The sequence below is a fragment of the Gordonia sp. VNK1 genome (assembly GCF_040049135.1).
In the GTDB taxonomy this organism is placed as follows: Bacteria; Actinomycetota; Actinomycetes; order Mycobacteriales; family Mycobacteriaceae; genus Gordonia; species Gordonia oleivorans.
Window position 1 is genome coordinate 336,698 of sequence record NZ_JBDZDJ010000003.1, and the last position, 24,273, is coordinate 360,970.

At 67.5% G+C, this 24,273-nt stretch carries 20 protein-coding genes and 2 tRNA genes; 10 read left to right on the top strand and 12 right to left on the bottom strand.

Translation table 11 applies throughout. From position 1 onward, the window contains the following. The first annotated feature begins 49 nt into the window (after positions 1 to 49). From ABLE94_RS05450 to ABLE94_RS05460, 3 genes are all read left to right on the top strand, one after another. A complete protein-coding gene (locus ABLE94_RS05450; RefSeq protein ID WP_348803311.1) occupies positions 50 to 1,054 on the top strand; it encodes a carboxylesterase family protein in 1,005 nt (334 codons plus the stop codon). A 57-nt stretch (positions 1,055 to 1,111) separates the two neighbouring features. Further along, positions 1,112 to 1,711, top strand: a complete 600-nt coding sequence (orn, locus tag ABLE94_RS05455; protein WP_348803310.1) for an oligoribonuclease — start codon at positions 1,112 to 1,114, stop codon at positions 1,709 to 1,711. 103 nt (positions 1,712 to 1,814) lie between these two features. Then, positions 1,815 to 1,887 (top strand) — tRNA-His (locus tag ABLE94_RS05460). 53 nt (positions 1,888 to 1,940) lie between these two features. Here ABLE94_RS05460 and ABLE94_RS05465 read toward each other — a convergent pair. Next, complete coding sequence (locus ABLE94_RS05465; RefSeq protein WP_348808273.1) at positions 1,941 to 2,537, bottom strand: thymidine kinase; 597 nt, start codon at positions 2,535 to 2,537, stop codon at positions 1,941 to 1,943. Between the two features lie 134 nt (positions 2,538 to 2,671). Between ABLE94_RS05465 and ABLE94_RS05470 the strand changes: the two genes are divergently transcribed. From ABLE94_RS05470 to ABLE94_RS05485, 4 genes are all read left to right on the top strand, one after another. Further along, positions 2,672 to 2,833 carry a hypothetical protein gene (locus ABLE94_RS05470; RefSeq protein WP_348803308.1) on the top strand — a complete coding sequence of 54 codons (162 nt, stop codon included), beginning with the start codon at positions 2,672 to 2,674 and terminating at the stop codon, positions 2,831 to 2,833. 93 nt (positions 2,834 to 2,926) lie between these two features. Next, a complete protein-coding gene (locus tag ABLE94_RS05475; RefSeq protein WP_348803306.1) occupies positions 2,927 to 3,307 on the top strand; it encodes a hypothetical protein in 381 nt (126 codons plus the stop codon). An 88-nt stretch (positions 3,308 to 3,395) separates the two neighbouring features. After that, the gene (locus tag ABLE94_RS05480; RefSeq protein ID WP_348803305.1) at positions 3,396 to 4,475 is read left to right on the top strand and encodes a serine hydrolase; all 1,080 of its coding nucleotides are present in this window, start codon (positions 3,396 to 3,398) and stop codon (positions 4,473 to 4,475) included. Further along, positions 4,472 to 4,990: an ArsR/SmtB family transcription factor gene (locus ABLE94_RS05485; RefSeq protein ID WP_348803304.1), complete on the top strand. Its 519-nt coding sequence runs from the start codon at positions 4,472 to 4,474 to the stop codon at positions 4,988 to 4,990. Before ABLE94_RS05480 ends, ABLE94_RS05485 begins: the two co-directional genes overlap by 4 nt. Here the strand turns inward: ABLE94_RS05485 and ABLE94_RS05490 are convergent. The 5 genes from ABLE94_RS05490 to ABLE94_RS05510 form a co-directional block, all read right to left on the bottom strand. After that, positions 4,982 to 5,779 (bottom strand): DNA polymerase beta superfamily protein, encoded by a 798-nt coding sequence (locus ABLE94_RS05490; protein WP_348803303.1) that lies wholly within the window; start codon positions 5,777 to 5,779, stop codon positions 4,982 to 4,984. The two genes, ABLE94_RS05485 and ABLE94_RS05490, sit on opposite strands and share 9 nt — an antisense overlap. 52 nt (positions 5,780 to 5,831) lie before the next feature. After that, entirely contained in the window at positions 5,832 to 6,974 is a 1,143-nt protein-coding gene (locus tag ABLE94_RS05495; RefSeq protein WP_348803301.1) for an acyl-CoA dehydrogenase family protein, read from the bottom strand. A gap of 77 nt (positions 6,975 to 7,051) precedes the next feature. Then, positions 7,052 to 8,260, bottom strand: a complete 1,209-nt coding sequence (locus tag ABLE94_RS05500) for a L,D-transpeptidase (RefSeq protein ID WP_348803300.1) — start codon at positions 8,258 to 8,260, stop codon at positions 7,052 to 7,054. A gap of 251 nt (positions 8,261 to 8,511) precedes the next feature. Then, complete coding sequence (locus ABLE94_RS05505) at positions 8,512 to 9,084, bottom strand: permease (RefSeq protein WP_348803299.1); 573 nt, start codon at positions 9,082 to 9,084, stop codon at positions 8,512 to 8,514. Positions 9,085 to 9,255: 171 nt separating this feature from the next. Further along, a complete protein-coding gene (locus ABLE94_RS05510; protein WP_348808219.1) occupies positions 9,256 to 9,654 on the bottom strand; it encodes a hypothetical protein in 399 nt (132 codons plus the stop codon). A 101-nt stretch (positions 9,655 to 9,755) separates the two neighbouring features. Here ABLE94_RS05510 and ABLE94_RS05515 point away from each other — a divergent pair, with 101 nt between their 5' ends. Beyond that, a complete protein-coding gene (locus tag ABLE94_RS05515; RefSeq protein ID WP_348808220.1) occupies positions 9,756 to 10,265 on the top strand; it encodes a hypothetical protein in 510 nt (169 codons plus the stop codon). A gap of 315 nt (positions 10,266 to 10,580) precedes the next feature. Here the strand turns inward: ABLE94_RS05515 and ABLE94_RS05520 are convergent, their stop codons facing one another. From ABLE94_RS05520 to ABLE94_RS05535, 4 genes are all read right to left on the bottom strand, one after another. Further along, complete coding sequence (locus ABLE94_RS05520) at positions 10,581 to 10,820, bottom strand: hypothetical protein (RefSeq protein WP_348803296.1); 240 nt, start codon at positions 10,818 to 10,820, stop codon at positions 10,581 to 10,583. Between the two features lie 353 nt (positions 10,821 to 11,173). Continuing rightward, positions 11,174 to 11,246, bottom strand: a tRNA-Lys gene (locus ABLE94_RS05525). Between the two features lie 92 nt (positions 11,247 to 11,338). Next, entirely contained in the window at positions 11,339 to 12,544 is a 1,206-nt protein-coding gene (locus ABLE94_RS05530) for a L,D-transpeptidase (protein ID WP_348808221.1), read from the bottom strand. Beyond that, positions 12,541 to 12,762 carry a DUF3618 domain-containing protein gene (locus ABLE94_RS05535; protein ID WP_348803294.1) on the bottom strand — a complete coding sequence of 74 codons (222 nt, stop codon included), beginning with the start codon at positions 12,760 to 12,762 and terminating at the stop codon, positions 12,541 to 12,543. The genes ABLE94_RS05530 and ABLE94_RS05535 overlap by 4 nt, the downstream gene beginning before the upstream one ends. A gap of 204 nt (positions 12,763 to 12,966) precedes the next feature. Here ABLE94_RS05535 and bcp point away from each other — a divergent pair, with 204 nt between their 5' ends. Together bcp and ABLE94_RS05545 are read left to right on the top strand one after the other, a co-directional pair. Then, complete coding sequence (gene bcp / locus ABLE94_RS05540) at positions 12,967 to 13,443, top strand: thioredoxin-dependent thiol peroxidase (RefSeq protein ID WP_348808222.1); 477 nt, start codon at positions 12,967 to 12,969, stop codon at positions 13,441 to 13,443. Between the two features lie 14 nt (positions 13,444 to 13,457). Beyond that, positions 13,458 to 14,081, top strand: coding sequence for a TetR/AcrR family transcriptional regulator (locus ABLE94_RS05545; protein WP_348808223.1), 624 nt, complete (start codon positions 13,458 to 13,460; stop codon positions 14,079 to 14,081). A gap of 75 nt (positions 14,082 to 14,156) precedes the next feature. Here ABLE94_RS05545 and acpS read toward each other — a convergent pair whose 3' ends face one another. Further along, a complete protein-coding gene (acpS, locus tag ABLE94_RS05550; RefSeq protein WP_348803290.1) occupies positions 14,157 to 14,552 on the bottom strand; it encodes a holo-ACP synthase AcpS in 396 nt (131 codons plus the stop codon). A gap of 3 nt (positions 14,553 to 14,555) precedes the next feature. Then, positions 14,556 to 23,789 (bottom strand): fatty acid synthase subunit beta domain-containing protein, encoded by a 9,234-nt coding sequence (locus ABLE94_RS05555; RefSeq protein ID WP_348808224.1) that lies wholly within the window; start codon positions 23,787 to 23,789, stop codon positions 14,556 to 14,558. Between the last annotated feature and the right edge of the window lie 484 nt (positions 23,790 to 24,273).

Genomic DNA, 24,273 nt, shown 5'->3' on the forward strand with positions numbered 1-24,273 from the left:
CCAGTCGGTTCCGACTCGCCGCACAGGTGCATCGTCGATGCTGGAGACCATGAGCAGCCGGAGACGTCCGACCATCCGAATCCTTGCGGTGAGCGTGGCCGCAGCCGCCGCGATCACCACGGCTGCGTGTTCGACCGACGGCTCCGACCCCTCGGCGGCGTCGAGTTCACCGGCTGGTTCGGCCACTTCAGCGGCAGACCTGAGTGCCGGCCTGGACACGACCTCGGTGGCATCGCTGAGCAGCGAGGTGGCCGGGAAGTTCACACAGTCGAGCTACACCGATACCACAACCGGAAAGACGTTGCCCTACAACATCTTTTTGCCCGATGGCTATGACTCGTCCGAGAAGTATCCGCTGGTGCTCTACATCGCCGACTCCAGTCTCGTCGGCAAGGAGGTCACCGCACCGTTGTCGCAGTACGGGGCGCTGATCTGGGCGAGCCCGCAGGAGCAGGCCAGGCATCCGAGCATCGTCGTCGTCCCCGAGTACCCGGAGGTGACCATCGACGACAACAACGACTCCCAGACGACGAGCGACTGGATCACGACCACCACCGACCTGGTGTCACACATCCAGCAGACCAGCAGCGTCGACTCCACCCGCGTCTATGCGACCGGGCAATCAATGGGCGCGATGATGTCGCTGTACATGGCGGCCCAGAACCCGGACCTGTTCGCTGCGGAGTACATCGTGTCCGGTCAGTGGGACATCTCCGAGATCCAGGGCCTGACCAGGAGCAGATTCTTCTATGCGACCGCCGCCGGAGACACCAAGGCGACCAAAGGTCAAACAGAGGTGAAGCAGATGCTGACGGCTGCCAACGTGCCGTTCGCGGCGGCCACCTGGGATGCGACGTGGAACAGCGAGCAGACCGCCACCGCATCCCGGGAACTGTTCTCCCAACCGGCGACGGACTACTTCGTCACCTTCACGACCGGAACCGTGCTACAGGCCAACCCCGGCGCCGGCTCCATGGAACACATGGCGTCGTTCGAACCCGCGTACCGACTCACCTCCGCCCGCAACTGGCTGTTCGCGCAAACCGGGACCTAGGGCCCTACCCATCGCGCATCGCGAAGCCGCGATGAACGCGTTGGCTAAGGTTGACGGGTGCAGGACAAACTGGTGTGGATCGATTGTGAAATGACGGGGCTGCGACTCGACTCGGACAAACTCATCGAGATCGCGGCGCTGGTCACCGATGGTGACCTCAACATCCTCGGAGAGGGTGTCGACGTCGTCATCCATGCCGACGACGCGGCTCTCGCGGCGATGCCCGAGGTGGTCCAGAAGATGCACGCCTCATCCGGGCTCACCGACGAGGTGCGTCGCTCCACCGTCAGCCTGGCCGAGGCCGAGAAGCAGGTCCTCGATTACCTGCGCCGCCACATCAGCACCGCGGGCACCGTCCCCCTCGCGGGCAACTCCATCGCGACCGACCGTGGATTCATCTCCCGCGACATGCCCGACCTCGACGCCTACCTGCATTACCGCATGGTCGATGTCAGCTCGATCAAGGAGCTGTGCCGCCGCTGGTACCCGAAGATCTACTTCGGTCAGCCGGAGAAAGGGCTCGCACATCGTGCGCTCGCCGACATCCGCGAGTCGATCCGGGAGCTCCGCTACTACCGCGCGGCGGCCTTCGTGGCCGAACCCGGCCCCGACAGCGAGCAGCTCGGCCGCATCGTCGCCGACCTCGGCCCGGCCTGAACACGCTGGTCACAAAGCGATTGGTATTCGACGCCCACTATTCGCTAGAGTATGAGCCTGGCTCTGGAACCCGGCGAGAAATCCCTGGTTCCCGACGCCGATGGTGGATGTAGTTCAGTTGGTAGAGCACCAGGTTGTGATCCTGGCTGTCGCGGGTTCGAGTCCCGTCATCCACCCCGAGACCAACTCCCCGCCGGAACACCGGCGGGGCGTTCGTCGTATGCGGAGCTCAACCGGCCGCACGACCATCGCGATGATGCCGCCGGCAGAGGGCCCGATACATCATCGGCGCGTCGTCGGTGTCACCCACCGCCACCAACTCGCCCGAGCGCACCACCACCCCGTCGATGACGCGCGCGTTGAGGAAAGCCGGCCGCCCGCACCAGCACAGGACGATGGCCTGCATGCGGTGCACCTCGTCGGCCAGTTCCACCAGTCGCGCCGAACCCGGGAACAGGACGCTTCGGAAATCGGTGAGCAGACCGAACGCGAAGACGTCGATCGCGGCGTCGTCGACGAGACGGGCCAGCGCCTCGACGTCGTCGGTGGTCAGGAATTGTGCTTCGTCACACACCACGTAGTCCAGGCCGTCGCGGGCGCGTGCGGTCAGGACGGCATGCAGGTCCACCCCGTCGCCGAAGACCACCGCGTCGGCGGCCAGCCCGATACGGCTGGTCACCCTGGGTTCGCCGGAACGGTCCAGGGTGGTGATGAGGACTCCGCGGCGCCCCTGTTGTCCCTGGTTGAAGTGTGTTTGCAGCGCGAACGTCGACTTCCCGGCACCCATCGGACCGTGGTAGAAGATCAGTCTCCCGAAGGCCGTCACGAGCGGCTCGGACGGTGATGCGACGGTGCCGGCATCGTTCGATGATGACGCACCGCGCCCACTCCTGCCGGTCGAGGACTGTGCGGACCTCTCCGATTCGTCGTTGTTCATCTTCATGCTCTAATCTGCGCGTCATGCTCGAGGACCTCAACAAGGCAGCCAAGAAGGTGGGCCTCAACGTTGCCCCCGGTAAGAAGAAGGACCGTTTCTCGGTCCGCAAGGTCAAGACCGGCAAGCTCATCGCGAAGAACATCGACGCCGACGAGGTGAAGTCGATCATCAAGGATCGCAAGTAACTTCGGTTCTCCTGCAACTCACGTCATCGACGCACCGGGGGTGCGATCGATAATCGGTGGCGCCGAAAACCGCCCACTGCCTACCGTGACGTCATGACACCGACCGAATCCGGCCCATCCGAACCCGCCGCGGCCGAGCCGATTCGCGATCGTCTCCGGACCGCTCTGCGAGCTGCCATGCGCGCACGAGATCGCGCCGCGGTCTCGGCGATCCGTGCCACCTTGGGCGCCATCGACAACGCCGAATCCAAGGGCATACCCGCCGGACGGGCCGGCGCCATCGAGTCCGCGGCCCTCGGTGTCGGCGCCGCCGAGGCGCCACGTCGTGCCCTCACCGAGACAGAGATGAAGGCCCTGGTCGACGCCGAGATCGCCGACCTCGACTCCGCCGCGGCCACCCACGAACGCGCCGGCGCTCATGACCGCGCGTCGGAGTTGCGTCGTGGCGCAGCCGGACTGCGCGCACTTCGCTGACTGACGCCCTCACCCTGGCGCCGATCCCTACCTTCACCTACTCTAGATATTACGTTGTTACGTAGTTACGGATCTGGAGAGGAACAGCATGCGCATCTGGGCAACCGTCGTCCTCGCCGTCGCCGGCCTCGTTGTCGCGACCGTCCCGACGGCATCTGAGTCACCACACGCCGAGGCAGCACCGGCGACGGCCGGGTGCGCTGCGCCCCCACCGCCCGACGTCTCGACCGCGCAGGGATGGATCGGTTACCTCGCAGCCCATCCCGACGACTACGGTCTGGCGATCACCACCGCCGACGGGCAGGACTTCGGCCACAACATCGGCGTGCGGTTCCCGACTGCGTCGGCCATCAAGTTGGTCCACCTGGCCGCCTACGCGCAGGCCGTCGCGCGTGGAGACCTGCATGCCGAGGACACCGTCAGTGTCGACAAGTGGGAGCGGTGGTACTTCCCGCTCGACGGAGGTGCGCATCGGGAGTCACTGCGGTACTTGGGGATTCCGGAGGTCAACGGGGTTGCCGTCGACCAGACCCGTCGGGTGAGCTACCGGCAGCTGGTCGACGTGATGATCCGGTTCTCCGACTCCGCCGCACCGGACGTTCTCCGGGAACGGTTCGGGGACGGCGCACTGCTCGCGATCATGCGCACCTACGGTCTCGGCGACGAGGCCCCCGGTCTCCTCGGTCTGTACCTGGGCCTCCTCGATCCGGCGGTTCACACTGCGGCCCAACGGGATTCGGCGGCGCATCGCTATCAGCACGACCCGGCCTACGCGGCACGCATGCTCTCCCTGGCCGCGACGGCCCCGCCGCTGACGGTCGCCACCGATTCGACCATCGGCGCAACGCCCGGCTCACTGCATGCGCTCATGTCCGCGATCGCCCGTGGGACCCTCGGGCCGGGTGCGGCGATCGCACGGAACGTCCTGGAGTACCAAGGCGTGTCACCCGACGGCGGGACGCTCGGCTTCAAGGGCGGAAGCCTGCCGGGAATCCTGACCGAGGTGTTCGAGTACCGGTTCGCCGACGGCCGGATCGCGGTCGGCACCTTGATGGTCCGCGGCCTCTCCCCCGACGACGCCGCGCGGAACGACTTCGCCCACCAGCGCCTGCTTCTCGGCGCGCTCACCGATCCGCAGGTGACCGCTGCACTACGATGCGTGGTGTGAGTGACCTCGAGTCCGAGCTGCACGAGCTCGCCGCGCGGGTCGACCGGCTCGAGGAGACGCTACGCGGCGGTGGTTCGCCACGACCGGTCACCGAACCTTCCGATGGTCCGGGCCCTCCCGGCACCGACACGTCCGACACCGCCACCGGCGCGCAGACCGTACGTTATTCCGGCACCGTCGATCTGGCCGGTCCGGTGCAGTGGAACATCCACTACGACGCCGCCGCGGCATTGGACCTCCCCACCGAATCGACCGCGGCGGTCTTTGCCGCACTGGGCCACCCGGCCCGCCTGGAGATCGTACGAATCCTGCTGCGCGGCAACGCTTCGGTGACCGATCTCCAGGCGGCCGGTGACTTCGGGACGTCCGGCCAGCTCTACCACCACCTGAAGATCCTCACCGCGGCAGGAGTGGCGAGCAAGCTCGGACGCAACGAATACGGTATCGCCGCAACGCATGTGGTTCCCACGCTGGTGGCGCTGGTGTCCGCGGCGGACATCAGCGGATCACTGTAGGACCGCATCCGACAACGGCGCTCCCCAACTGCGGCCGTACCAGTCGAGCAGCCGTCGGTTGATCAGACGTCGATCGGGATACTCGGGCAGGTCGGCGTGCGCGGCCAATCGGGTCAGCTCCGCCACCGACGCGTCCGCCCGATCCAGCGCTTCCGCCTTGGTGTGCCGTCCGTGCCGGAGCTCGGTCAGCCACGTCCGGTCGGGTTCGGCGATGGGCAGCGTGATCCGACCGGTGGTCAGCAGCTCGACACCCTGAATACCCAAGCGCACCATGTGATATGCGAACTTCGAGTCGAACCCGTAGGACTCGATCAGCTCGGGCCGGTTGGTCCGCCGAGCTCGGATGCCGAGCAGCTTCTCCTTCTGCGAGGTGAGGTAGCCGACGAAGCGTGCGGCGATCTGCCGCGACAGGAACATCGACGCCGACTCCTGTAGCTCCCGGCCGATGTCGTTGCGGTGCACCAATTCCTGCTCCGGGATGAACAGCAGCAACAGGATCGTCGGATTGCCGTCGGCGGCCAGTCGCGCCCACTTGCGCAGGGAGTACACCACCAGGTCGAGATCCCCGGCGCCCGAGCGATTCCCGTCGGGTTGAGTGCGGTACTCGTACTGCTCGAACGGCATCTTCTGCAGGCCCAGAACCCATTCGGGCCCTTCGATGCACACACCCATCTCGTCGCGGTCATCGCCACCGGTGGTCACGCCGTGCAGACCCGAGCCGACCTGACCCCGAAGGATCAGGCCGTGCTCGGCGATCTGCCGGAAGTCCGCATTGTCGTGCTTGGTCATGCCGTCGAAGCTATCGCGGCACGCAAGCGAATTACCGCTCGCGCACAGCCTCTCAGAGGGTGCGCGCGATGATCTCCTTCATGATCTCGTTGGTGCCCGCGTAGATCTTCTGCACCCGCTGATCCGCCCACATCCGGGCGATCGGGTACTCGTTCATGTAGCCGTAGCCACCGAAGAGCTGCAGGCACTCGTCGGCGACGACCATGGCCCGGTCGCTGGTCCACCACTTGGCCATCGCCACCGTCGGGATGTCGAGTTTGCCGTCGAGATGCTTGGTGATGCAGTCGTCGACGAAGACGCGTGCGATCTTGGCCTCGGTGGCCACCTCGGCGAGTTTGAACTTGGTGTTCTGGAACCCGAAGATGGGACGGCCGAACGCGGTTCGTTCCTTGGTGTAGGCCAGCGTGTGCGCCAGTGCGATTTCCATGCCGGCCACCGAGGCGACCGCGATGATCAACCGCTCCTGCGGGAGTTGCTGCATCAGCTGGATAAAGCCCTGCCCCTCCTCACTGCCGAGAAGGTTCTCGACCGGCACGCGTACCCCGTCGAAGAACAGTTCCGAGGTGTCCTGTCCGCGCTGCCCGACCTTGTCGAGCACCCGGCCCCGCCGGAAACCCTCTCGATCGGCCTCGACCAGGATCAGCGAGATGCCCTTGGCGCCCTCGCTCGCGTCGGTCTTGGCGACCACGATGATGAGGTCGGCCTGAGCGCCGTTGGTGATGAAGGTCTTCGATCCGTCGATGACGTACTCGTCGCCCTGCCGGATCGCCTTCGTCTTGACGTTCTGCAGATCCGATCCGGTACCGGGTTCGGTCATCGCGATCGCGCCGACCACCTCGCCGCTGGCCATCTTCGGCAGCCAGGTCTTCTTCTGCTCCTCCGAGCCGTAGGACAGCAGGTAGTGGGCGATGATGCCGTTGTGCAGGCTTGCGCCCCACGACGAGTCGGCCACGCGCGCCTGCTCTTCGATGAGGATGGCCTCGTGGGCGAAGGTGCCCCCGCCGCCGCCGTACTCCTCGGGGATCGACATGCAGAGCAGTCCGAGTTCGCCGGCCTTGTTCCACAGGTCGCGGTCGACGTGGTGCTGCTCGATGAACTTGTCGATGTTCGGCTTGATCTCCTTCTCGCAGAAGTTGCGAGCAAGGTCGCGCAGTGCGGTCAGATCGTCGTCTTCCCAGGAAGAGCGTTCCACCATGGTGTGTGTCCCATCGTCACATGAACATGTCAGCGACGATCGTATCAGTGCTCAGTGGCAGCGTCCGGACGGGCCGGTCAGGCGTTGCCCTTCGACCACACCGCCCACGGGATGTTCCAGTCACCGAGTCCGTCGGTTCCCGGAAGCGTGCCGCCCACGGTGTTCTTCACGACCACCGGATCACCGCGCAGGGTGTTGCGCATGACCCAGAGCGCGTTGTCCGGACTCAGGTTCAGGCACCCGTGGCTGGTGTTGGTGTTGCCCTGTGCCCACACCGACCAGGGCGCGGAGTGGAAGAAGATGCCGCTGTAGGACATTCGCGTCGCGTAGTCGACGGGCGTGCGGTAGCCGTCGGCCGAACCGACCGGGACACCGTAGGTGGACGAATCCATGATGATGTTGTCGTGCTTGTCCGACACCAGGTAGATGCCGTTGTCGGTCGGCGTGGCGTCCTTACCCATCGACGTCGGCATCGAGCGGATCGTCTTGCCGTCCTGGACGAACGTCACCTGCTTGGTGTTGTCGTCGGCGGTGATCAACATCGAGCGTCCGACCTTGAAGGTCGACTTGACGTTCTCCTGACCGAACAGGCCACCACCGAGGTCGATCCCGTAGGTGTTCACCGCGACGTTGACCGTGGTGCCCGGCTTCCAGTACTCCTGCGGCCGCCAACGGACCTCGGTGTCACTGATCCAGTAGAAGGCGCCCTGCACCGGCGGGTCGGTGGTGATCTTGATGGCGTCCTGCGCGGCACGACGGTTGGTGATCGACTCGTCGAACTTCACCGCGACCGGCTGCCCGACGCCCACCGTCTCGCCGTTGTCGGGGGTGAGGTAGGCCTGGGTGAGATTGTTCGGTGCGCGCGTGGTGAAGGACACCTCGCGGGTGGTGGCACCGCCGACGCCGGTCGCATCCGCGGTCAGCGTGTAGGTGCGGTTGTAGCCGAGCGGTTCGCTACTGACCCAACGGGTTCCGTCTTCGCTCAACTCCCCGCCCACGGCGGAACCGTCGGCCTTGTTGATCCGGACGTTGGTCAGCGCACCCTCGCTGGCGACCACCGTGATCGGGGCGCCGGGCTGCACGCCGACGGCATCGTTGGCGAGGGGCTTGTTGCCCCATTCGGTGATCTCGAGGCCGGGCTTGAGCAGTTCGTCGTACAGAACCGAACTGCCGACGTTCGACGAATACTTCGATTCCGACGAGCACGACGTCACCAAGGCGACGATCGCCAGCAACAGCACACCGACCGCGACCGATGACCGCGAGCGATTCCGACCGATCCCCATAACTCTCCCACCTGCAACCATGACCACCAGCGAAGGAATCCCCGCAATCCCGCACCAAGTGTACGAGATACCGGATATGTCGGAGTCCCACCCACGCGCCCGCCGCTGTCGGCCGAATGACGTCCGAGAGGTGCTCGCGCGATGAGAGATCCTCGACATGAATGAACGCCCCGCACCGAGCGGGACGTCCATGTCGCTTTCGGGCGATCTTACCAAATTCGCCGGGTACCCAGGCGCAGCGCGACGCGGTGTCAGGCGGCGCCCGGACCCGTCGTCGGAGCGGTCCCCGAGGTGGGTGCCGATGGCGCGTTCCGGCGGCGGCGAATCCGGACGACGAGGACGAACACGACGGCGAACACCGCGACCGCGAGGATCACGCCGGCCAGGGTCGCGCCGCGGAAACCGGGCCCGTCCACGTCGAGGATGCGTTCGCCCGCGTGTGCCGCACTGCTGTTGCCGGCCACGATCGACAGCGTCAACAGATTCGGGATCGACACCACCACGGCGAGGACGATCAGCCCGATCGCCCAGTACCGTCCGCCACGCCAACGACGAGTCCACCAGATCGGCACCAGCAACAACAGTGAGACGAACGTGCAGACGAATCCGAACGCGAGGCCGTATCCGGTGCCCGAGGTGATGCTGCCGTCGACCATCGAACCGATGTGCTGCGCCCACTCCCGTGGCGCGAACGCCGCGAGGATGAAGTAGGTGATCACCAGCAGCACCGCGAGGATGCCGACGGCGATCGCCTTCCACGCCCACGAGGGCAGTCCGTTCGAGGAGGCCGCCGGGCTGACCGGTGTCTTCGCGTTGTCGCTCATGACCACATCGTGGTGACCGGATCGGCCGATTGCCAACCTCGGCACGACACCGTGACCGCTTCGATATCGACCTTCGCGCTTCGCGCAGACCGTCGATGCTCGCGCGGGCCGTCGACGGCTCACCTGAGCCACGAGGACCCGCGCGACCGGAGACCAGCCGCGGGAAAGCGATCAGGACCTCGCCCGGGTGACCAACTCCAGCGAGTCGAGAAGGCGAAGCCGATGGTCGATCTCGCGCAACTGCCGGGCCGCCTCGATCGGGTCGTCGACCTCACCGACCGCGGACGCAACGCGGTCCCGGGGCCACTCTGCCAGTCTCGCGCGCCGCTTCCGCTCGTTGCGCAGTTCACGGACGCCGTAGAAAGAAAATAAGGCGAACATCGCGGCGGTCCACCACTCGCCCATGATGAGGGAACCGACGAAGACCACCGGCGACACGACCGCGAGAAGGAGCGCACACCATCTGATGGCTTTGCTGAGCACCCCGAACCCCTTTGTCGACTCCAACCCGTCGCTGCAGGATATCGAACCAATGATGTCGGGACTTCGAGGCCGCCGCGACGCCACCATCGGTCGTGCTTCGGGACAGAGGCCCCCCTTGACCGACTGCCCCGCGCGGGGCGATCTGAGCCGCGGTCCCGGGCTGCGGCTGCCAGTTGTTCAATGATCAGATGTGCGCGCTCCACAATGGCGGCGACCTTCCGCCCGAGATCGATCTCTCCCTGTTCTCGGGCTGGGTCCGATTCGACGATCTGCCGAGCGCTGACGTGCCTCGTGGGCCGGGCGTCTACGTCGTGGTGCGCGACACCGACGTGCCCCCGGAATTCCTCGACGTGTCGCCGGCGGGGCATTGGAAGGGCCGCGACCCCACCGAACCGATCGCCGACCTGCGCGACCGTTGGGTACCGGCGAGCCGTGTGATCTATATCGGCAAGGCCAACGTCGGCAGGAGGGGTCGACGCGGGCTGCGACGGCGGCTTGATGAGTACCGCCGGTACGGAGCCGGTGAGACTGTCGCGCACTCAGGCGGGCGTCGCATCTGGCAGCTCGTCGATCACGCCGATCTGCTCGTCGCGTGGCGCGAGACACCCGACGCGGACACCGCCGAAGCCGAAAGTTCCATGATCGCCGCGTTCCGCAAACGCCACGGTCGCCTGCCGTTCGCAAACGCGAGGCTGTGAAGCCCCGGGGGACCAACGATCGCCACTGAACCCTGTTGGGCGCCTTGCCGGCCCGCGCACCCTCGTGAGGCACCGACCGAAGAATCACTGCCCTAGCGTGGGCCGCGGCCGAATACGTTCAGGCTCGACAGCGCCGCCGATCCCGAACACACGCCAGTGATCGAATTCGGCACCGGGAAGATCATCGAGATCTGGGCACCGCTGCATCGTGGCGAAGATCGTGTCTGCGGGCAGAGCGACATCCCCTGATCCGACATGACGAGCGAGATTCGGCTGCACCGATGAGAGCGTTGGTGTCCAGTACGAGGACAACGGTCAACTATCCGCTACCTCCGGCCAACCGGCATGTACGCCCTGACGACGTTCCCGCCGGATACGCTCGGTTTCGGCTTCGACTTCCTCGAATGCCGTGTCCTCAAGCAGTTCGCCCCGATCACGGACTTTGCCGTAGACGGCATCGAGAGCGGCTCGGGCCAGCGCAGCATCGTCGCCCTTCTCCCCGTAGCGCGCAGACAACCTCCGTAGAGCGTCGGCACGCCTATCCTGCCTGCTCATGGGGTCCTCCTCCCGGGTGGGTGTCCGGCAAGGCTACCCATCCGACGACAGGAGCGTCGCGAACGATCCCCAGGGCTTCTCACGCGGGCATCGGGGCCGTCTGGTTGCTCGCGCATCGGGTGACACAGGCGAGACCACGCCGTACCGGTCACCAGCCGGTAGATCGCGGCGGGCTGGTGTACCGGGACGCCCGATCGGCCCTCAGCGTGCGCCTGGATCTCGTTGCGCCGGAGTCGATCTATCGGATGTGCCGGTCCGAGGTCCTGGGCGGCGTTCGCCGCTCTTGGCACACCCGGCCACTCAACGAGAAAGCCAGGTCAGAGGAAAATTTCTTCTGACCTGGCTTCTCTTTGTGCGCCATCAGGGACTCGAACCCCGAACCCGCTGATTAAGAGTCAGCTGCTCTGCCAATTGAGCTAATGGCGCTTGGCGAACCGAGAGGAAACATTACATGACCGGTGCCCCAGAAATGAAATCGGCTGGTCAGGAGCGTATTCCGCTCGGTGTCGCACCGATCGTCAGGCGTTGCCCTTCTTCCAGACCGACCACGGGATGTTCCAGTCGCCGAGACCGTCGTCACCCGGAAGGATCGGTCCCACAGCGTTCTTCACGGTGACGATGTCGCCGCGCAGTGCCGTGTTGAGGAACCATTCGGCGTTGTCCGGGCTGACGTTCAGGCAGCCGTTGCTGACGTCGTCGACGCCCTGGTCGCCCAGCGACCAGGGAGCGGAGTGGACGTAGATGCCGCTGTAGGAGATCCGGGTCGCGTCATACACCGTCTCGCGGTAGCCACCGGGCGAACTGACCGGCACCCCGTAGGTCGACGAGTCCATGATCACGCTCGGATCCCGTTCGGCCACAATGTAAACACCATTGTTGGTCGGGGTGGAGTCCTTGCCCATCGAGGTGGGCATCGTGCGGACGACCTTGCCGTTGATCGACACGGTGATCTGGTGGGTGTTGTCGTCGGCGGACGCGATGAGGCTGCGTCCGACGGTGAAGTGGGTGCTCAGGTTGTTGTCGCCGTACACGCCGTCACCGAGGTCGATTCCCTTGGTGTTGACCTTGACGCCGACCTTGGTGCCCGGCTTCCAATAGTGCTCCGGGCGCCACCGCAGCATCGAGTCGTTGACCCAGTAGAAGGCACCCTCGACCGGCGGGTCGGTGGTGACCTGGATGGCCCGCTGCGCGTTGAGCTTGTTGGTGACCGGCTGATCGAAGTTGATCATCACCGGCTGCCCGATGCCGACGGTCTCCCCCTCGGCGGTCACGCTCGACGCCGACGCGGTCGACTCCGCCGAGGCGGTACTGAACGTCAGCTTCTTGGCCCCGGCACCCTCGATGCCCTGAGCCGCCGCGGTCAGCGTGTAGTCGGCGCCGAAGTCGAGGGCGTTGGTCGCGGTCCACGTGGAGCCGTCGGCGGAGACGGTGCCGGCGACCGGCCCGTCATCGCCGGTGACGACGACCGACTTCAGGCTTCCGTCATGGGCGGTCACCGTGAGCGGCGCCCCGGGCATCACCCCCACGGCGTTGTCCTTCACCGGGCGGTCGGCCCACCCGGTGACGGCGATGTTCGGCTGCCCCAACGAACTCAGCGCCGGCGCATTCCCGACAGCGTCGGAATACGACGACGACGCCGTGCAACCTGGCAAAACGGTCACAACGGCGCCGGCGGTGAGTAGGAGGAGTGCGTGTCGGGCGTTGACGCCCCGCACCCGGGTCACCTCATGACCTTGCGAATGACGAGAATGACGACAACCGAACCGACACCGGCGATGGCGTATTTCACCGCGGGCTTGTTCACGAACGCCAGAGCCGCGCTCTTGGCGTCCTCGGTCAGGCGCTGCGGGTTCGCCCGAGCAGCCAGGGTGTCGAGTGTGCTGGCCAGTTCCTCGCGAGCCTTCGCGATGTCCTGTTCGATACGGTCGGTATCCCCGGCCACGTGGTCCTCCAAAACGTCTCACCAACGGAAAAATTGCCCAACGAACAGCACCCGACACCGGCACCGGGCCGGGTTCGGGACTGCTGACACAACGCGCCCGCACCCGGATGAAGTTCCCGGCGCGGACGATTGCGGCGTGAGCGCCATCTCAGGCTACGCCATGACCGCTGCTGAGCATGGACGTTGATCGGCTAGCCTGGCGTCATGTCCGAGTCACATCGCCTCGCCGTCGGCGACCCCGCACCCGCCTTCTCACTCCCGGACGCAGAGGGAAATACGGTTTCGCTCGCCGACTACGCAGGGCGAAAGGTGATTGTGTACTTCTACCCGGCCGCCGCCACCCCCGGGTGCACCAAGCAGGCCTGCGACTTCCGCGACAGTCTGTCCGAGCTGAACGGCGCCGGCATCGATGTGATCGGAATCTCACCGGACAAACCGGCAAAGCTCGCGAAGTTCGCCGAGGCCGAGGGCCTCACGTTCCCCTTGCTGAGCGACCCGGACAAGGAGGTGCTCACCGCATGGGGCGCCTTCGGCGAGAAGAAGCTCTACGGCAAGGTCGTTACCGGCGTCATCCGGTCGACGTTCGTCGTCGACGCCGACGGCACCATCGCCCTGGCCCAGTACAACGTCCGCGCCACCGGTCACGTCGCCAAACTCCGTCGCGACATGAAGCTGGACTGACCGCGTAGCCGACGATGACCGCGCAACCGCTGATCCCCCGCAAGAGGCCGACTCAGGAACGCAGCAAACGCAAGTTCTCCGCGATGCTCTCGGCCGCGCGCGATCTGCTCACCGAGGTCGGGTTCGAATCACTGACGTGCGAGGAAATCGCCTCCCGCGCAGAGGTTCCCATCGGGACGCTGTATCAGTACTTCGCCAACAAGTACGTCATCGTCTGCGAACTCGACCGGCTCGACACGGTCGCCGTCCGCGAGGAATTGACAGCCTTCGCCTCGGAGGTCCCGTCGTTGGAGTGGCCGGTGCTACTCGAGAAGTTCCTCGATCACCTCGCCGCACTGTGGCGCGACGATCCGTCCCGGCGTGCGGTGTGGCTCGCAGTGCAGTCCACCCCGGCCACCCGGGCCACCGCGTCGCAGAACGAGCGGGTGCTCGCCGAGCAGGTGGCGCGGCTGATCGCGCCGCTGACCCCGTCACAGCGCGATCGCCGCGACATGATGTCGCAGGTCCTCGTCCACACCGCGTACTCGTTGCTGAGCTTCTCCGTGCAGGACGGTCACGATCATCCGGAGACCGTCAGCGAACTCAAACGGATGCTCGCCGGATACCTGCTCCTCGAGGAATCCACCTCGACCATGTGAGGCGAGACGGTGAGACAAGACCGGGCCGCCACAGCGGTGTGGCGGCCCGGACGTCGGGGGTGATGGACCCGCTACTCAGCCGGCTCCCTCGATGATGGCGACGGCCGCCGCCGACGGACCGTCGTGCGTCAGCGACACGTGCACGAGGGTGTCACGCAGGTGCTCGGCGATCTCGCCGGCCAGCCGGATGGCCGGACGGCCCCAGTTGTCGGTGATCACCTCGATGTCGCTGTGCCGGATCAGCGGCAGCAGCGGCGACCGCGCGAAGCGGCTGACCGACCACGCCTTGACGACGGCTTCCTTGGCGGCCCAGCGGGCGGCGAGGTGACGGGCATCCTCGCCGGTTCCCGCGGCCGAGTCCCGCCGCTCCCCGACCGTGAAACGGTCGGAGAACGTGGTACCCGGTTGGGATAGTTGCTCGGCGAATTCGGGGACGGACACGATGTCGATCCCCACTCCCAGTACGGCCATGTCTCAGCTCACGCCCGATCCGGACACGGCATCGCCGTAGGCACCCGAGGTGCCCAGGCGCACAGCCGGATCCAGCAGCAGGTCGGCCTCGGCGTCGTGCTCGTCACGGGCCTCGTCGAACCGGCGGTTCGGCGGACGACGGTAGGCGGCCTCGCCACCGCACATCGCCTGCAGCAGACGCTGGCTGCCGTTGCGCTCCCGCTCGGCGGCCCGGCGACGGTACTCATCCCGCTCGGCCGGATCCAGGGAGGCGATGAACGCCTCCGGATGGACGACCGCGATGAGTCCCGATACGTGACCGAAGCCGAGGCTGGTGAGCAGACCGGCCTTGAGCGGGAAGCGATCTCCCAGACGCAGGGTCTCCCGTGCCCACACCAGATGCGGGTACTCGACCATCTTCTCGTCGACGCAGTCCAGACTGCGGTTGGGCGGGATGACGCCGTCGCGCAGCACCTGGCACAGCCCGATGAGCTGGAAGGCCGCGGCACCACCCTTGGCGTGGCCGGTCAGCGACTTCTGCGACACCACGAACAGCGGCGCGCCCTCGCTCCGGCCGATCGCCGCCGCGAGCCGCTCGTGCAGTTCGGATTCGTTGGGATCGTTGGCCCGCGTGGACGTGTCGTGCTTGGAGACCACCGCGACGTCGTCGGCGGAGACACCCAATGCATTGAGCGCGTTGGCCAGCGGCGAACTCAGCGCACCGCGCGCCGCACCCAGCGCACCCAGGCCGGGGGCCGGGATAGAGGTGTGCACACCGTCGCCGAAGCTCTGCGCCCAGCCCACCACACCGAGGACCGGCAGACCCATCTGCGCCGCGACGTCGCCGCGGGCCAGCAGGATCGTTCCGCCACCCTGGGATTCGACGAATCCACCGCGTCGGCGATCGTTGGCCCGCGAGTAGCGGCGCTCGTCGATTCCGCGGGCGGCCATCTTGGCCGACTCCGCGGTCGCGGACATGTCACCGAATCCGACGATGCCCTCGATACCGAGGTCGTCAAAGCCGCCGGCCACCGCGAACAGTGCCTTGCCGAGCCGGATCTTGTCGACGCCCTCTTCCACCGACACCGCGGCGGTGGCGCACGCGGCGACCGGGTGGATCATCGCACCGTAGCTACCGACGTAGGACTGGACCACGTGGGCGGCAACGATATTCGGCAGGGCCTCCTGCAGGATGTCGTTGGCCTTGGACTCACCGAGGATGGTGTTGATGTAGAGCTCGCGCATCGAGGTCATGCCGCCCATGCCGGTGCCCTGGGTGTTGGCCACCAGACCGGGGTGCACCCAGCGCATCAGTTCGCTCGGGGTGAAGCCCGACGACAGGAACGCGTCGACGGTGGCGACCAGATTCCACAGCGCCACCCGGTCGATCGACTCGACCATGTCGGCGGAGACGCCCCAGCGGGTCGGATCGAATCCGGTGGGGATCTGACCACCGACGGTGCGGGTCAGGGTGAACGTGCGCGGCACCCGGATCTCGGTGCCGGCCAGTCGCGTGACCTGCCATTCGCCGGACTCCTCGTCGGCCACGACGCGGGTGCGTTCCGGGTCGGCGGCGGCGAAGGCGCGTGCCTCGGCCTCCGAGGACACCGAGAAGGTGAGGTCCTCGTCGAGGAACACCGATGTCAGCAGCGGTGAGGTGTTGTCGATCATGGCGCCGTCGTCGGCGTAGCGACGGATGCCGCAGCGTTCGACGACCACGTCGTGGTAGCGCTCGGCGATGTCGGCCTCGGCCACCGGATCACCGGATTCGGTGTCGTACCAGCCCGGCTTGGGCGCGGTGTCCCAGGTGATCAGGCCGGTGTTCCAAGCGAGTTCGAGAACACCTGCGGCCGAGAGCTTTTCGTCGACCTCCATCTCGAATCGGGTGCGCGCCGAGCCGTACGGTCCGAGCTCACCGGCACCGACGATGACGACCATGTCCTCCGGCCGGGCGTCGATGCTCGGCCACTGCGGCGTCATCCCCGCGGTGGCGCGTGCCGGTGCGGGCAGGGCCGCGACGGTGACCGGGGCGTCGGCCGCATCCTCGTCGGCCTCTTCGACCGCGTCGGCTGCCGCTCCGGCAAGGGCTTTCAGGTCGATCGACGGGTCCAGGCCGCCGGTGAAGTCGGCAATGACCGCCGCCTCCTCGGCCGTGACACGGGTGTCGGAGTCGCACAGTCCGAGCAGGTTGGCCGCCATCTCATCGGTGGTCCAGGTGCGCACACCCGCGGCCTCCACGGCGTCGACCATGCCGTCGTTGTGGCCCATCAGACCGGTACCCTTGACCCAGCCGATCAGAGCGTGCGCGAGGGTGGTCTTCGAGCCCCAGGATTCCTCTGCGCCCCAACGGGTCACGAGCGCATCGAGGGCAGCCTTGCTCTCGCCGTAGGCGCCGTCACCACCGAACATGCCGCGGTTGGGCGAGCCCGGCAGCACGACGTGCAGGCGGGCGGCGATGTCGTGGTCGGCACCGATCTCCGAGAGCCCCGCGATCAGTCGCTCGACCGACCACAGCAGCACCTTCATCTCCAGTTCGGCACGGCCACCGGCGTCGGTGAGGTCACCGGCCACCCGCGGAGCGGCGAACGGGAACAGCAGCGTCGGCTTCATCGCCGGCTTGACCACCGCGGTGGTCCCGCCCAGGTTCTCGGTCTGCTCACCGCCCAGCCAGGCCGCGAGTTCGTCGATGTCGGTGTAGGCGGCCATGTTGGCCGGCGCCACCCACAGCGCCGCGTCGTGGCGGGCGTTGTCGCGGAAGAGCTTCTTGTAGAACGCCAGTCGCGACGAGTCCAGACGCGAGGTGGTGGCCACCACGGTGGCGCCGCCGGCCAGCAGGCCCGCGACGACCGATGCGGCGATCGATCCCTTGCTCGCGCCGGTCACCACGGCGACCTGATCGGCGAACTGCCCCTGACCGGGCTCCTCGGCGGCGGCCGCGATGGCACCGTAGAGGCGGGCATGCACCGGATGCCCCTCCGCGGCCGCCTTGGACTGCCACCAGCCGGCGTGCACGGCGACGGTGTGACCGGCGCCGACGAAACGTGCGACCTGCGCGTCGACATCGAGGTCGGCCTCGTCAGCCAGCCACAGACGCACCAGATCCTCTCGCGCGGTGGCCCAGCGGTCGTCGATGAGCACCACTTTGGCCTCGTCGAAGGCCGGTGCCACGGTGCGCGCCCAATCCGAGCCGAGCTCGTCACTGACCCGCTGTGCCACCACGGCATTGGGATCGTCGGCGGCCTCCGGGGTGGAGACCTCCTCGATCAGACCGAGCTTGGCGAGCAGGGTGTTCGCGGCCGAGGCCAGCGCCCCGGAGCGGCCGGTGATCGCTTCGGTGAACTCGCCCAGCGCGGCCGCGTCGACGGTGGCCCCACCGCCGGATTCGGCGGCCGGCTTGGCCACCGCGATCCCGCGGGCGGCACCGGCGGCGACGACGGCCCGGTCGATCAGGCCGTCGAGCGCGTCGGTGTTGGCGACCGCGCCGTCGAGCAGGTCGCCGAGGTCACCGCCACGAACGCTGGCGCCGTCGCGGCTGCCCAACGCGAGCGCGACCTGGGTGTGCAGGGCCCAGCCGGGGCCCAGCTGCCAGACACCGGTCACCCGGTCGGTGATGTAGGACTGGCGCTTGCCGGTCGGGCCGATGACCTTGCGGATCTGGTCGCCGACCGCGTCGGTGAGCACCGTGCCCAGCGGGCGGTAGCCGCGGGCCAGGCTCTCCACGGTCGAGGCGAGCGCGCCCATGTCGGCCTCGGCGGCACCGTCGATGGCACCGAGGCCGAGTTCACCACCGATGTCGAGGAGCAGCTGATTGCGGCGTGAGGACACCCCGTCGCACAACGCCTCGATGGTGTCGGCGCCACCGATCTGATCAACCCGCATCTTGGTCCACAGCGCGATGACGGCCTTGACCGCATCTGCCGGGCCGAAGGAGATGTCGTCGGGACGGGGTCCGGAAGCCGCGGCCGGGGCCGGGGCGGGCGCGGCGGCAGGTGCGGCGGCCGCTGCCGGGGCGGCACTCTCGGTACCCGCATCGGCGGCCGGCTCGTCGGCCTCGTCCTCCGGTTCGGGGCCGGAGTCCTTGGCCAGGATGACATCCGAATCGCGTTCGAGGTTGACGACCTCGGTGGTGGCCGAGACGTAGGCATCGAGCTTGAGGGTGTTGGTCGCCAGTCCCGACAGGGTCGGCGCGCCCTTCAGTCCGATTTCGACGAAGCGCTGGATGCCCAGGCCGTCACGTTCGGTGCCGGAGAACAGCAGATCCTGCGTCTCGATCCAGCGCACCGGGCTGGCGAACTGCCATGCGAGAAGTTCGATGAGGATGACGCGGGCCAGCTTGGCGGGCTGCGCGGACCACGAATCCCAATCCGCGAGAACCGCATTCAGCGGGTCGGAGGGGACCAACTCGGCGATCTCGGTGACGAAGTCCCGACCGAGGTTGAACATCCGCGGCACCAGGTTCGGGATGTAGTGGCCGATGAGGATCGACGGATCGAACTCCTCGGGCAGCAGCGCGTCGAGTTTGCCGCGAAATTCCGGGACACCGGCACGCAACACCGTGGAGTGGAAGGGAACATCGATGCCGGGCACCAGGATGAAGGAGCGCTTGCCCCCGAATTCGAGACGACGGCGCTCGATCTCCTCCTCGAGCACCTCGAGGCCACGCACCGTACCGACGAGCGCGTACTGCGAGCCGAGCAGGTTGAAGTTCACGACCTCGAGGAACTCGCCCGCCGAGTCACCGAACTCGCTCACCCAGGTGGCGACATCCTCGTCGGCCAGACCGAACTGGCTCGGCCGGATCGCGGCCATCCGATAGTCGCTGCGGCCCTGCTCATCTCGGGGAACGAGATGGTGCATGGCCTCGCCACGCTGGAAGACGACCTCCAGCACGGCCTCGAGCGGAAGCACTCCGGCGCAGGCGGCCAGCGCGTTGTACTCACCGACGGAATGCCCGCAGGTGATGGCGCCCTCGACGAAACCGCCCGACTCCTTGAGCTCGGCGATCTGCGCGACGCCCAGGGTCGCCATGGCGACCTGGGTGAACTGCGTCAGGTTCAGCACACCGTCGGGATGGCTGTAGGTGGTGCCGTTGGCGATCAGGGTGGTCGGGTTGTCCCGCACGACCGCGAGGATCGAGAAGCCCAGCGCCTTGCGGGTGTGCTTGTCGGCGCGATCCCACACTTTGCGTGCGGCCTTCGACCGCGAGCGGGCGTCGAGCCCCATGCCCTTGCTCTGGATGCCCTGGCCGGGGAACACGTAGACGGTACGCGGCGCGGCGAGCAGTCCGGTGGCGCTCATCACGAGGTCGTCGCCGACCTTGGCGGTGACCTCTACGACCTCGCGGCCGGCGTCGAGTCCGACGCGGTCGACGCGGACACTGATCTCGTCACCGGTACGGACCATGCCGAGATACCGTGCGGTCCAACCGATCAGCGGACGCGGGGACGGGATGGGGTTCTTCGCATCGGTGGCGGTGACGACCTGCTGGGCTGCCGCCGACAACCACATGCCGTGCACGATCGGGTCGCCGAGACCCGCCAGACGGGCCGCGGAGGCGTCGGTGTGGATCGGGTTGCGGTCGCCCGAGACGCCGGCGAAACCGGTCATCCGCGACGGCGCGGTGATGGTCACCACGCGCAGGGTCTTGCGGGTGGCCGAACCCTCGTCGTCGAGCGCTCCGCCGGCCCGCGCCGGGTCGGTGAGTTCGGCGGCGCCGAGGCGTCCGCGGATCGCGAAGCGCTCATCCATCGTCGCGATCGTCGCATCGCCGGCACGCACCTCGACGGCCACCTCGACGACGCGTCCGACCTCGGTGTCGGCGACGGTTCCGGTGGTCGCGGTGACCGTCAGATCAGTTGCGGTGGTCGGGATGTCGCCGACGAGACGGACCACGTGGTCGAGATGGACGAGGTCGAGCAGACCCTCGATGACCGAGCAGCCCTCGTCGGTGGTGGCCGCGCCGATGACGCTGAACACGCTCGGCCAGCAGGCGCCGACCAGGGTATCGGGAAGCGCGAAACCGAAGGGCTCCGACGGCGTCGTCGGATGCAGGTGCGCGGGCATCGTGTAACCGGTGACGGCGGCGTGGTCGGCCACCGAATCCGGGTTCCACGACACGGTGGTGGTGGAGGCACCGTCGGTGACCTGTGCCAGCGACCCACCGGCGGCGACGGTCAAGATCTCCCGCATCGCGGCGGCGGCATCGTCGGCGAGCACCAGCGGGCTGCCCCCGTCGCGCACCGACGAGTCGATCCGCATCGGGATGCGCACCGCGGCCGAGGAGATCGGGATGATCAGGTCGAAGCGCTCGTCGTCGACCTTCTCCAACACGGCACCGGAGGTCTCGTGTTCGGCGCGCTCGGGCGACACGACGGTCCACCGGTCGCGATCACCCAGGCGGGCAACGGGACTCGGGACGATGCGGCCGGCCCAGCTGACGTCGTCGGCCTCGAGCACCGTGGTGATCGAGCCGGCGTCGGCGACCAGCCCGGCCCGATGGCGCGAGTCGATCGCGACGGGCTGCGCGCCGGCGTCGGTGAGGTCGGTGGCCACCTGCGCCTCGAAACGGTCGAGCAGATCGCCCACCGGCTCGTCGACCCGGGTGATACCGGCGACGGCCACCGGACCCGGGATGATGCAGACGGCGTCGGCGCCGTAGCGCGCGTCGTGCGCCTGCCACAGTGAGTCGCTGCGCCACCACCGGCGGACGTCCTTGTCGATCACCGGGACGAAGTTGACCGGCTTGCCCGGGGTGCGGCACTGATCGAGGAAGAAGGCGACGTCGGCGGGGTGCAGGATGTCGACCTCGACGGCCGGGTAGACGCCGATGACGGCATCGATCGCGGCATGCGCATCCTCGACACTGGCGACGTCGCCGAACATCGTCGGGATCTCACCGGAGTCGAGCGGGTTCATTCGGGCCTCGGTGCGGCGCAGCATCTCCACGAAGCGCTGCTTCCATGTGATGTCGGCCCACGGCAGCTGATCGGCGTCGGCCGCGCCGACCGACAGCGTCGCGAAACGCTCCAGCCACTGCCGGTAGGTCATCTCGGCGACGTCACCGAAGTACGGCTTGGCCGTCGGCGCCATGGCGGCGATGATCTCGTCGCGGCGGTCGGCGACGGCGTCGGCGTCACCGGCGACCTCGTCGAGCAGGCGACCGCAGCGCGACGCGGCGTTGTCGACCTCGTGGATGTCGGCGCCGAGTTGGCTTCGGCCGGAAGCCATTCCGGCGGTGGCGTGTCCTGCGCCGATCCATTCGTCGCAGCCGACGGTGTCGACGAGCAACTGCTTGACCTCGGGTGCGGTGGTCGCCTCCAGGGTGGCCATCGCCGCGGTGCCGACGAGGATGCCGTCCAGCGGCATCGTCGGGTAGCCGTGGTCGGTGGCCCAGGCGCCGGTCAGGTAGGCGCTGGCACGTTCCGGTGTGCCGATACCGCCGCCGACGCAGACGACGATGTTCGGGCGGGCCCGGAGTTCGCCGTAGGTGGCCAGCAGCAGGTCGTCGAGGTCTTCCCAGGAGTGATGGCCGCCGGCGCGTCCACCTTCGATCTGGACGATCACCGGGTGGTGGGGCACCTCGGCGGCGATGCGGATGACCGAGCGGATCTGCTCCACGGTGCCCGGCTTGAAGGCGACGAAACGCAGTCCGGCCTCGACGAACTCGTCGACGAGGGCGACGGCCTCGTCGAGTTCGGGGATACCGGCGGAGACGATCACACCATCGAGCGGGGCGCCCTGGGCGCGGGCCTTCTGCACCAGGCGTTTGCCGCCCAGTTGCAGTTTCCACAGGTAGGGATCGAGGAACAGTGCGTTGAACTGTGCCTGCCGGCCCGGCTCGAGGAGGTCGGTCAGGGTGGCGACGTTGTCGGCGAGGATCTGCTCGGTGACCTGCCCACCACCGGCGAGTTCGGCCCAGTGGCCGGCGTTGGCGGCGGCGGCGACGATGGCGGGGTCGACGGTGGTCGGGGTCATGCCGGCGAGCAGCATCGGCGAGCGGCCGGTCAGCTTGGTGAAGGATGTCTCGACGACGCGACGGCCGTCGGGCAGCTCGGCGATGGTCGGCGCGAACTCGGACCAGGGGCGTGCCACCTCGGGAATACCGCCGGGGCTGAACAGATTTCGCTGACCGCCACGCAGTGCCGCGGCCACGAGCCCGACACCCTGACCGCGGACCAGCGGTGCCGAGAGTCGGGTGGCGAGGTCACCGGGGCCGAAGTCGAGGATCCACCGGGCGCCGGCGTCGATGACGGAATCCACGGTCGCGACCCAGTCGACCGGCTCGACCAGGATGGAACGGGCGTGCCGCAATGCCAGGTCGACGTCGATTCCGCACAGCGCGGCCCATTCGCCGACGAGATCGACCGCGTCGGCCATCCCGGGGTGGTGGAAGGCGACACTGACCTGGAGGTGGTCGGTGGTGGGATCGAACGGCGCGCCGCCGATCACCTTGCGCTTGCGGTCGGCGGCCTCGGCCTCGGCGACCTGCTCGCAGCGCTCGGCGAAGGCGCGCAGATGGCGCGGTGCGCCGGACAGCACCACCGAGGTGCGGCTGTTACGGATCGCGACGACGGGAGCGGCGGCGAGTTCACCGGCGGAGAGGTTCGCGCGGTACTCCTGCAGCAGCGCGTCGATCCGTTCGGGGCGGATACCGGTGATGGCCAGCATGGGTGAGCCCTCGCCGGTGGTGGCGAGTCCGCGGCGCCGCGCGATGATGGTTCCGGCCGCGCCGATGAGGTGGGCGATGGCCAGCAGCAGGCCCTGCCCGGACTCGGCGACGTGACCGTCGGCACCGATGGCACCGGTCGCCAGCGAGCCCTGGGAATGGCCGACGACGGTGACCGGTGCAGCGCTCGTGGTGTCGAGGCCCTGTTTCTTCAGCGATTCGATGGCGGCCAGCTGGGTCAGCAGCACACCGGGACCCGACAGGGTGAAGTCGGCGAGTTCGGCGTCGGCGGGGACCTGCTCACCGGTGTCGACGGCGTGCACCCAGGACAGCGGATGGAAGCCGTCGGGGCGCGCCATGGTGATCGCGTCGGCGACCGGTTCGACGAGTCGTTCGGCCGCCTCGACCACGGCCGACACCCGATGTTCGAGATCGGCGTCGATCACCAGCTCGGCCAGCGTCGGCAACCACGCAGAGCCCTGCCCGCCGAAACTGATCGCGTAGGCCTCGCCGTTCTCGAGCCGATCGATCAGGCTCTCCGAGGGCCCGGTCTGGGCGCGGGCGTTTCCGGTGCGGTGGTGATCGACGGTCACATGAACTCCTGTGGGTTGTGTCCGGATTGGGGTGCGACCGATGGCGACGCCGAGTCAGGGCGTGCGTCATCGCGACCACCACCCGTTGGCTTTCGGGCTGGCCTCGCGTCGCTCTGTTGTGCTGAACACGCCTGCACCACAAGTCCTTTGGGGCGACGGCTTTCATCGGTGAAGCACCGTCGACGTGTTCGTGGGACCCATCATGGCACACAAAAGTGAGGGATTCCTCATGTTCGGAACTGACCCCGCGGTATACCGGTCGGTAATCTCGCGGGTAACACAGGCGTACACCGAGTGGCCTGCCACACCCCCGTGGGTTGCGGCAGTTCACGGGCGCTTTTGCCGCACCGAGCGAGCGTTCCGCAGGTCAGGGCACCCCTGTTATCTAATCGTTATGTGAGGTGAAACACGTCCGCGCGCGTTGTCGTATGAGTGGGTCGAGCGTCCACCTCCGATGTCCGAAGAGACTGCCCCGTAGGGTGTG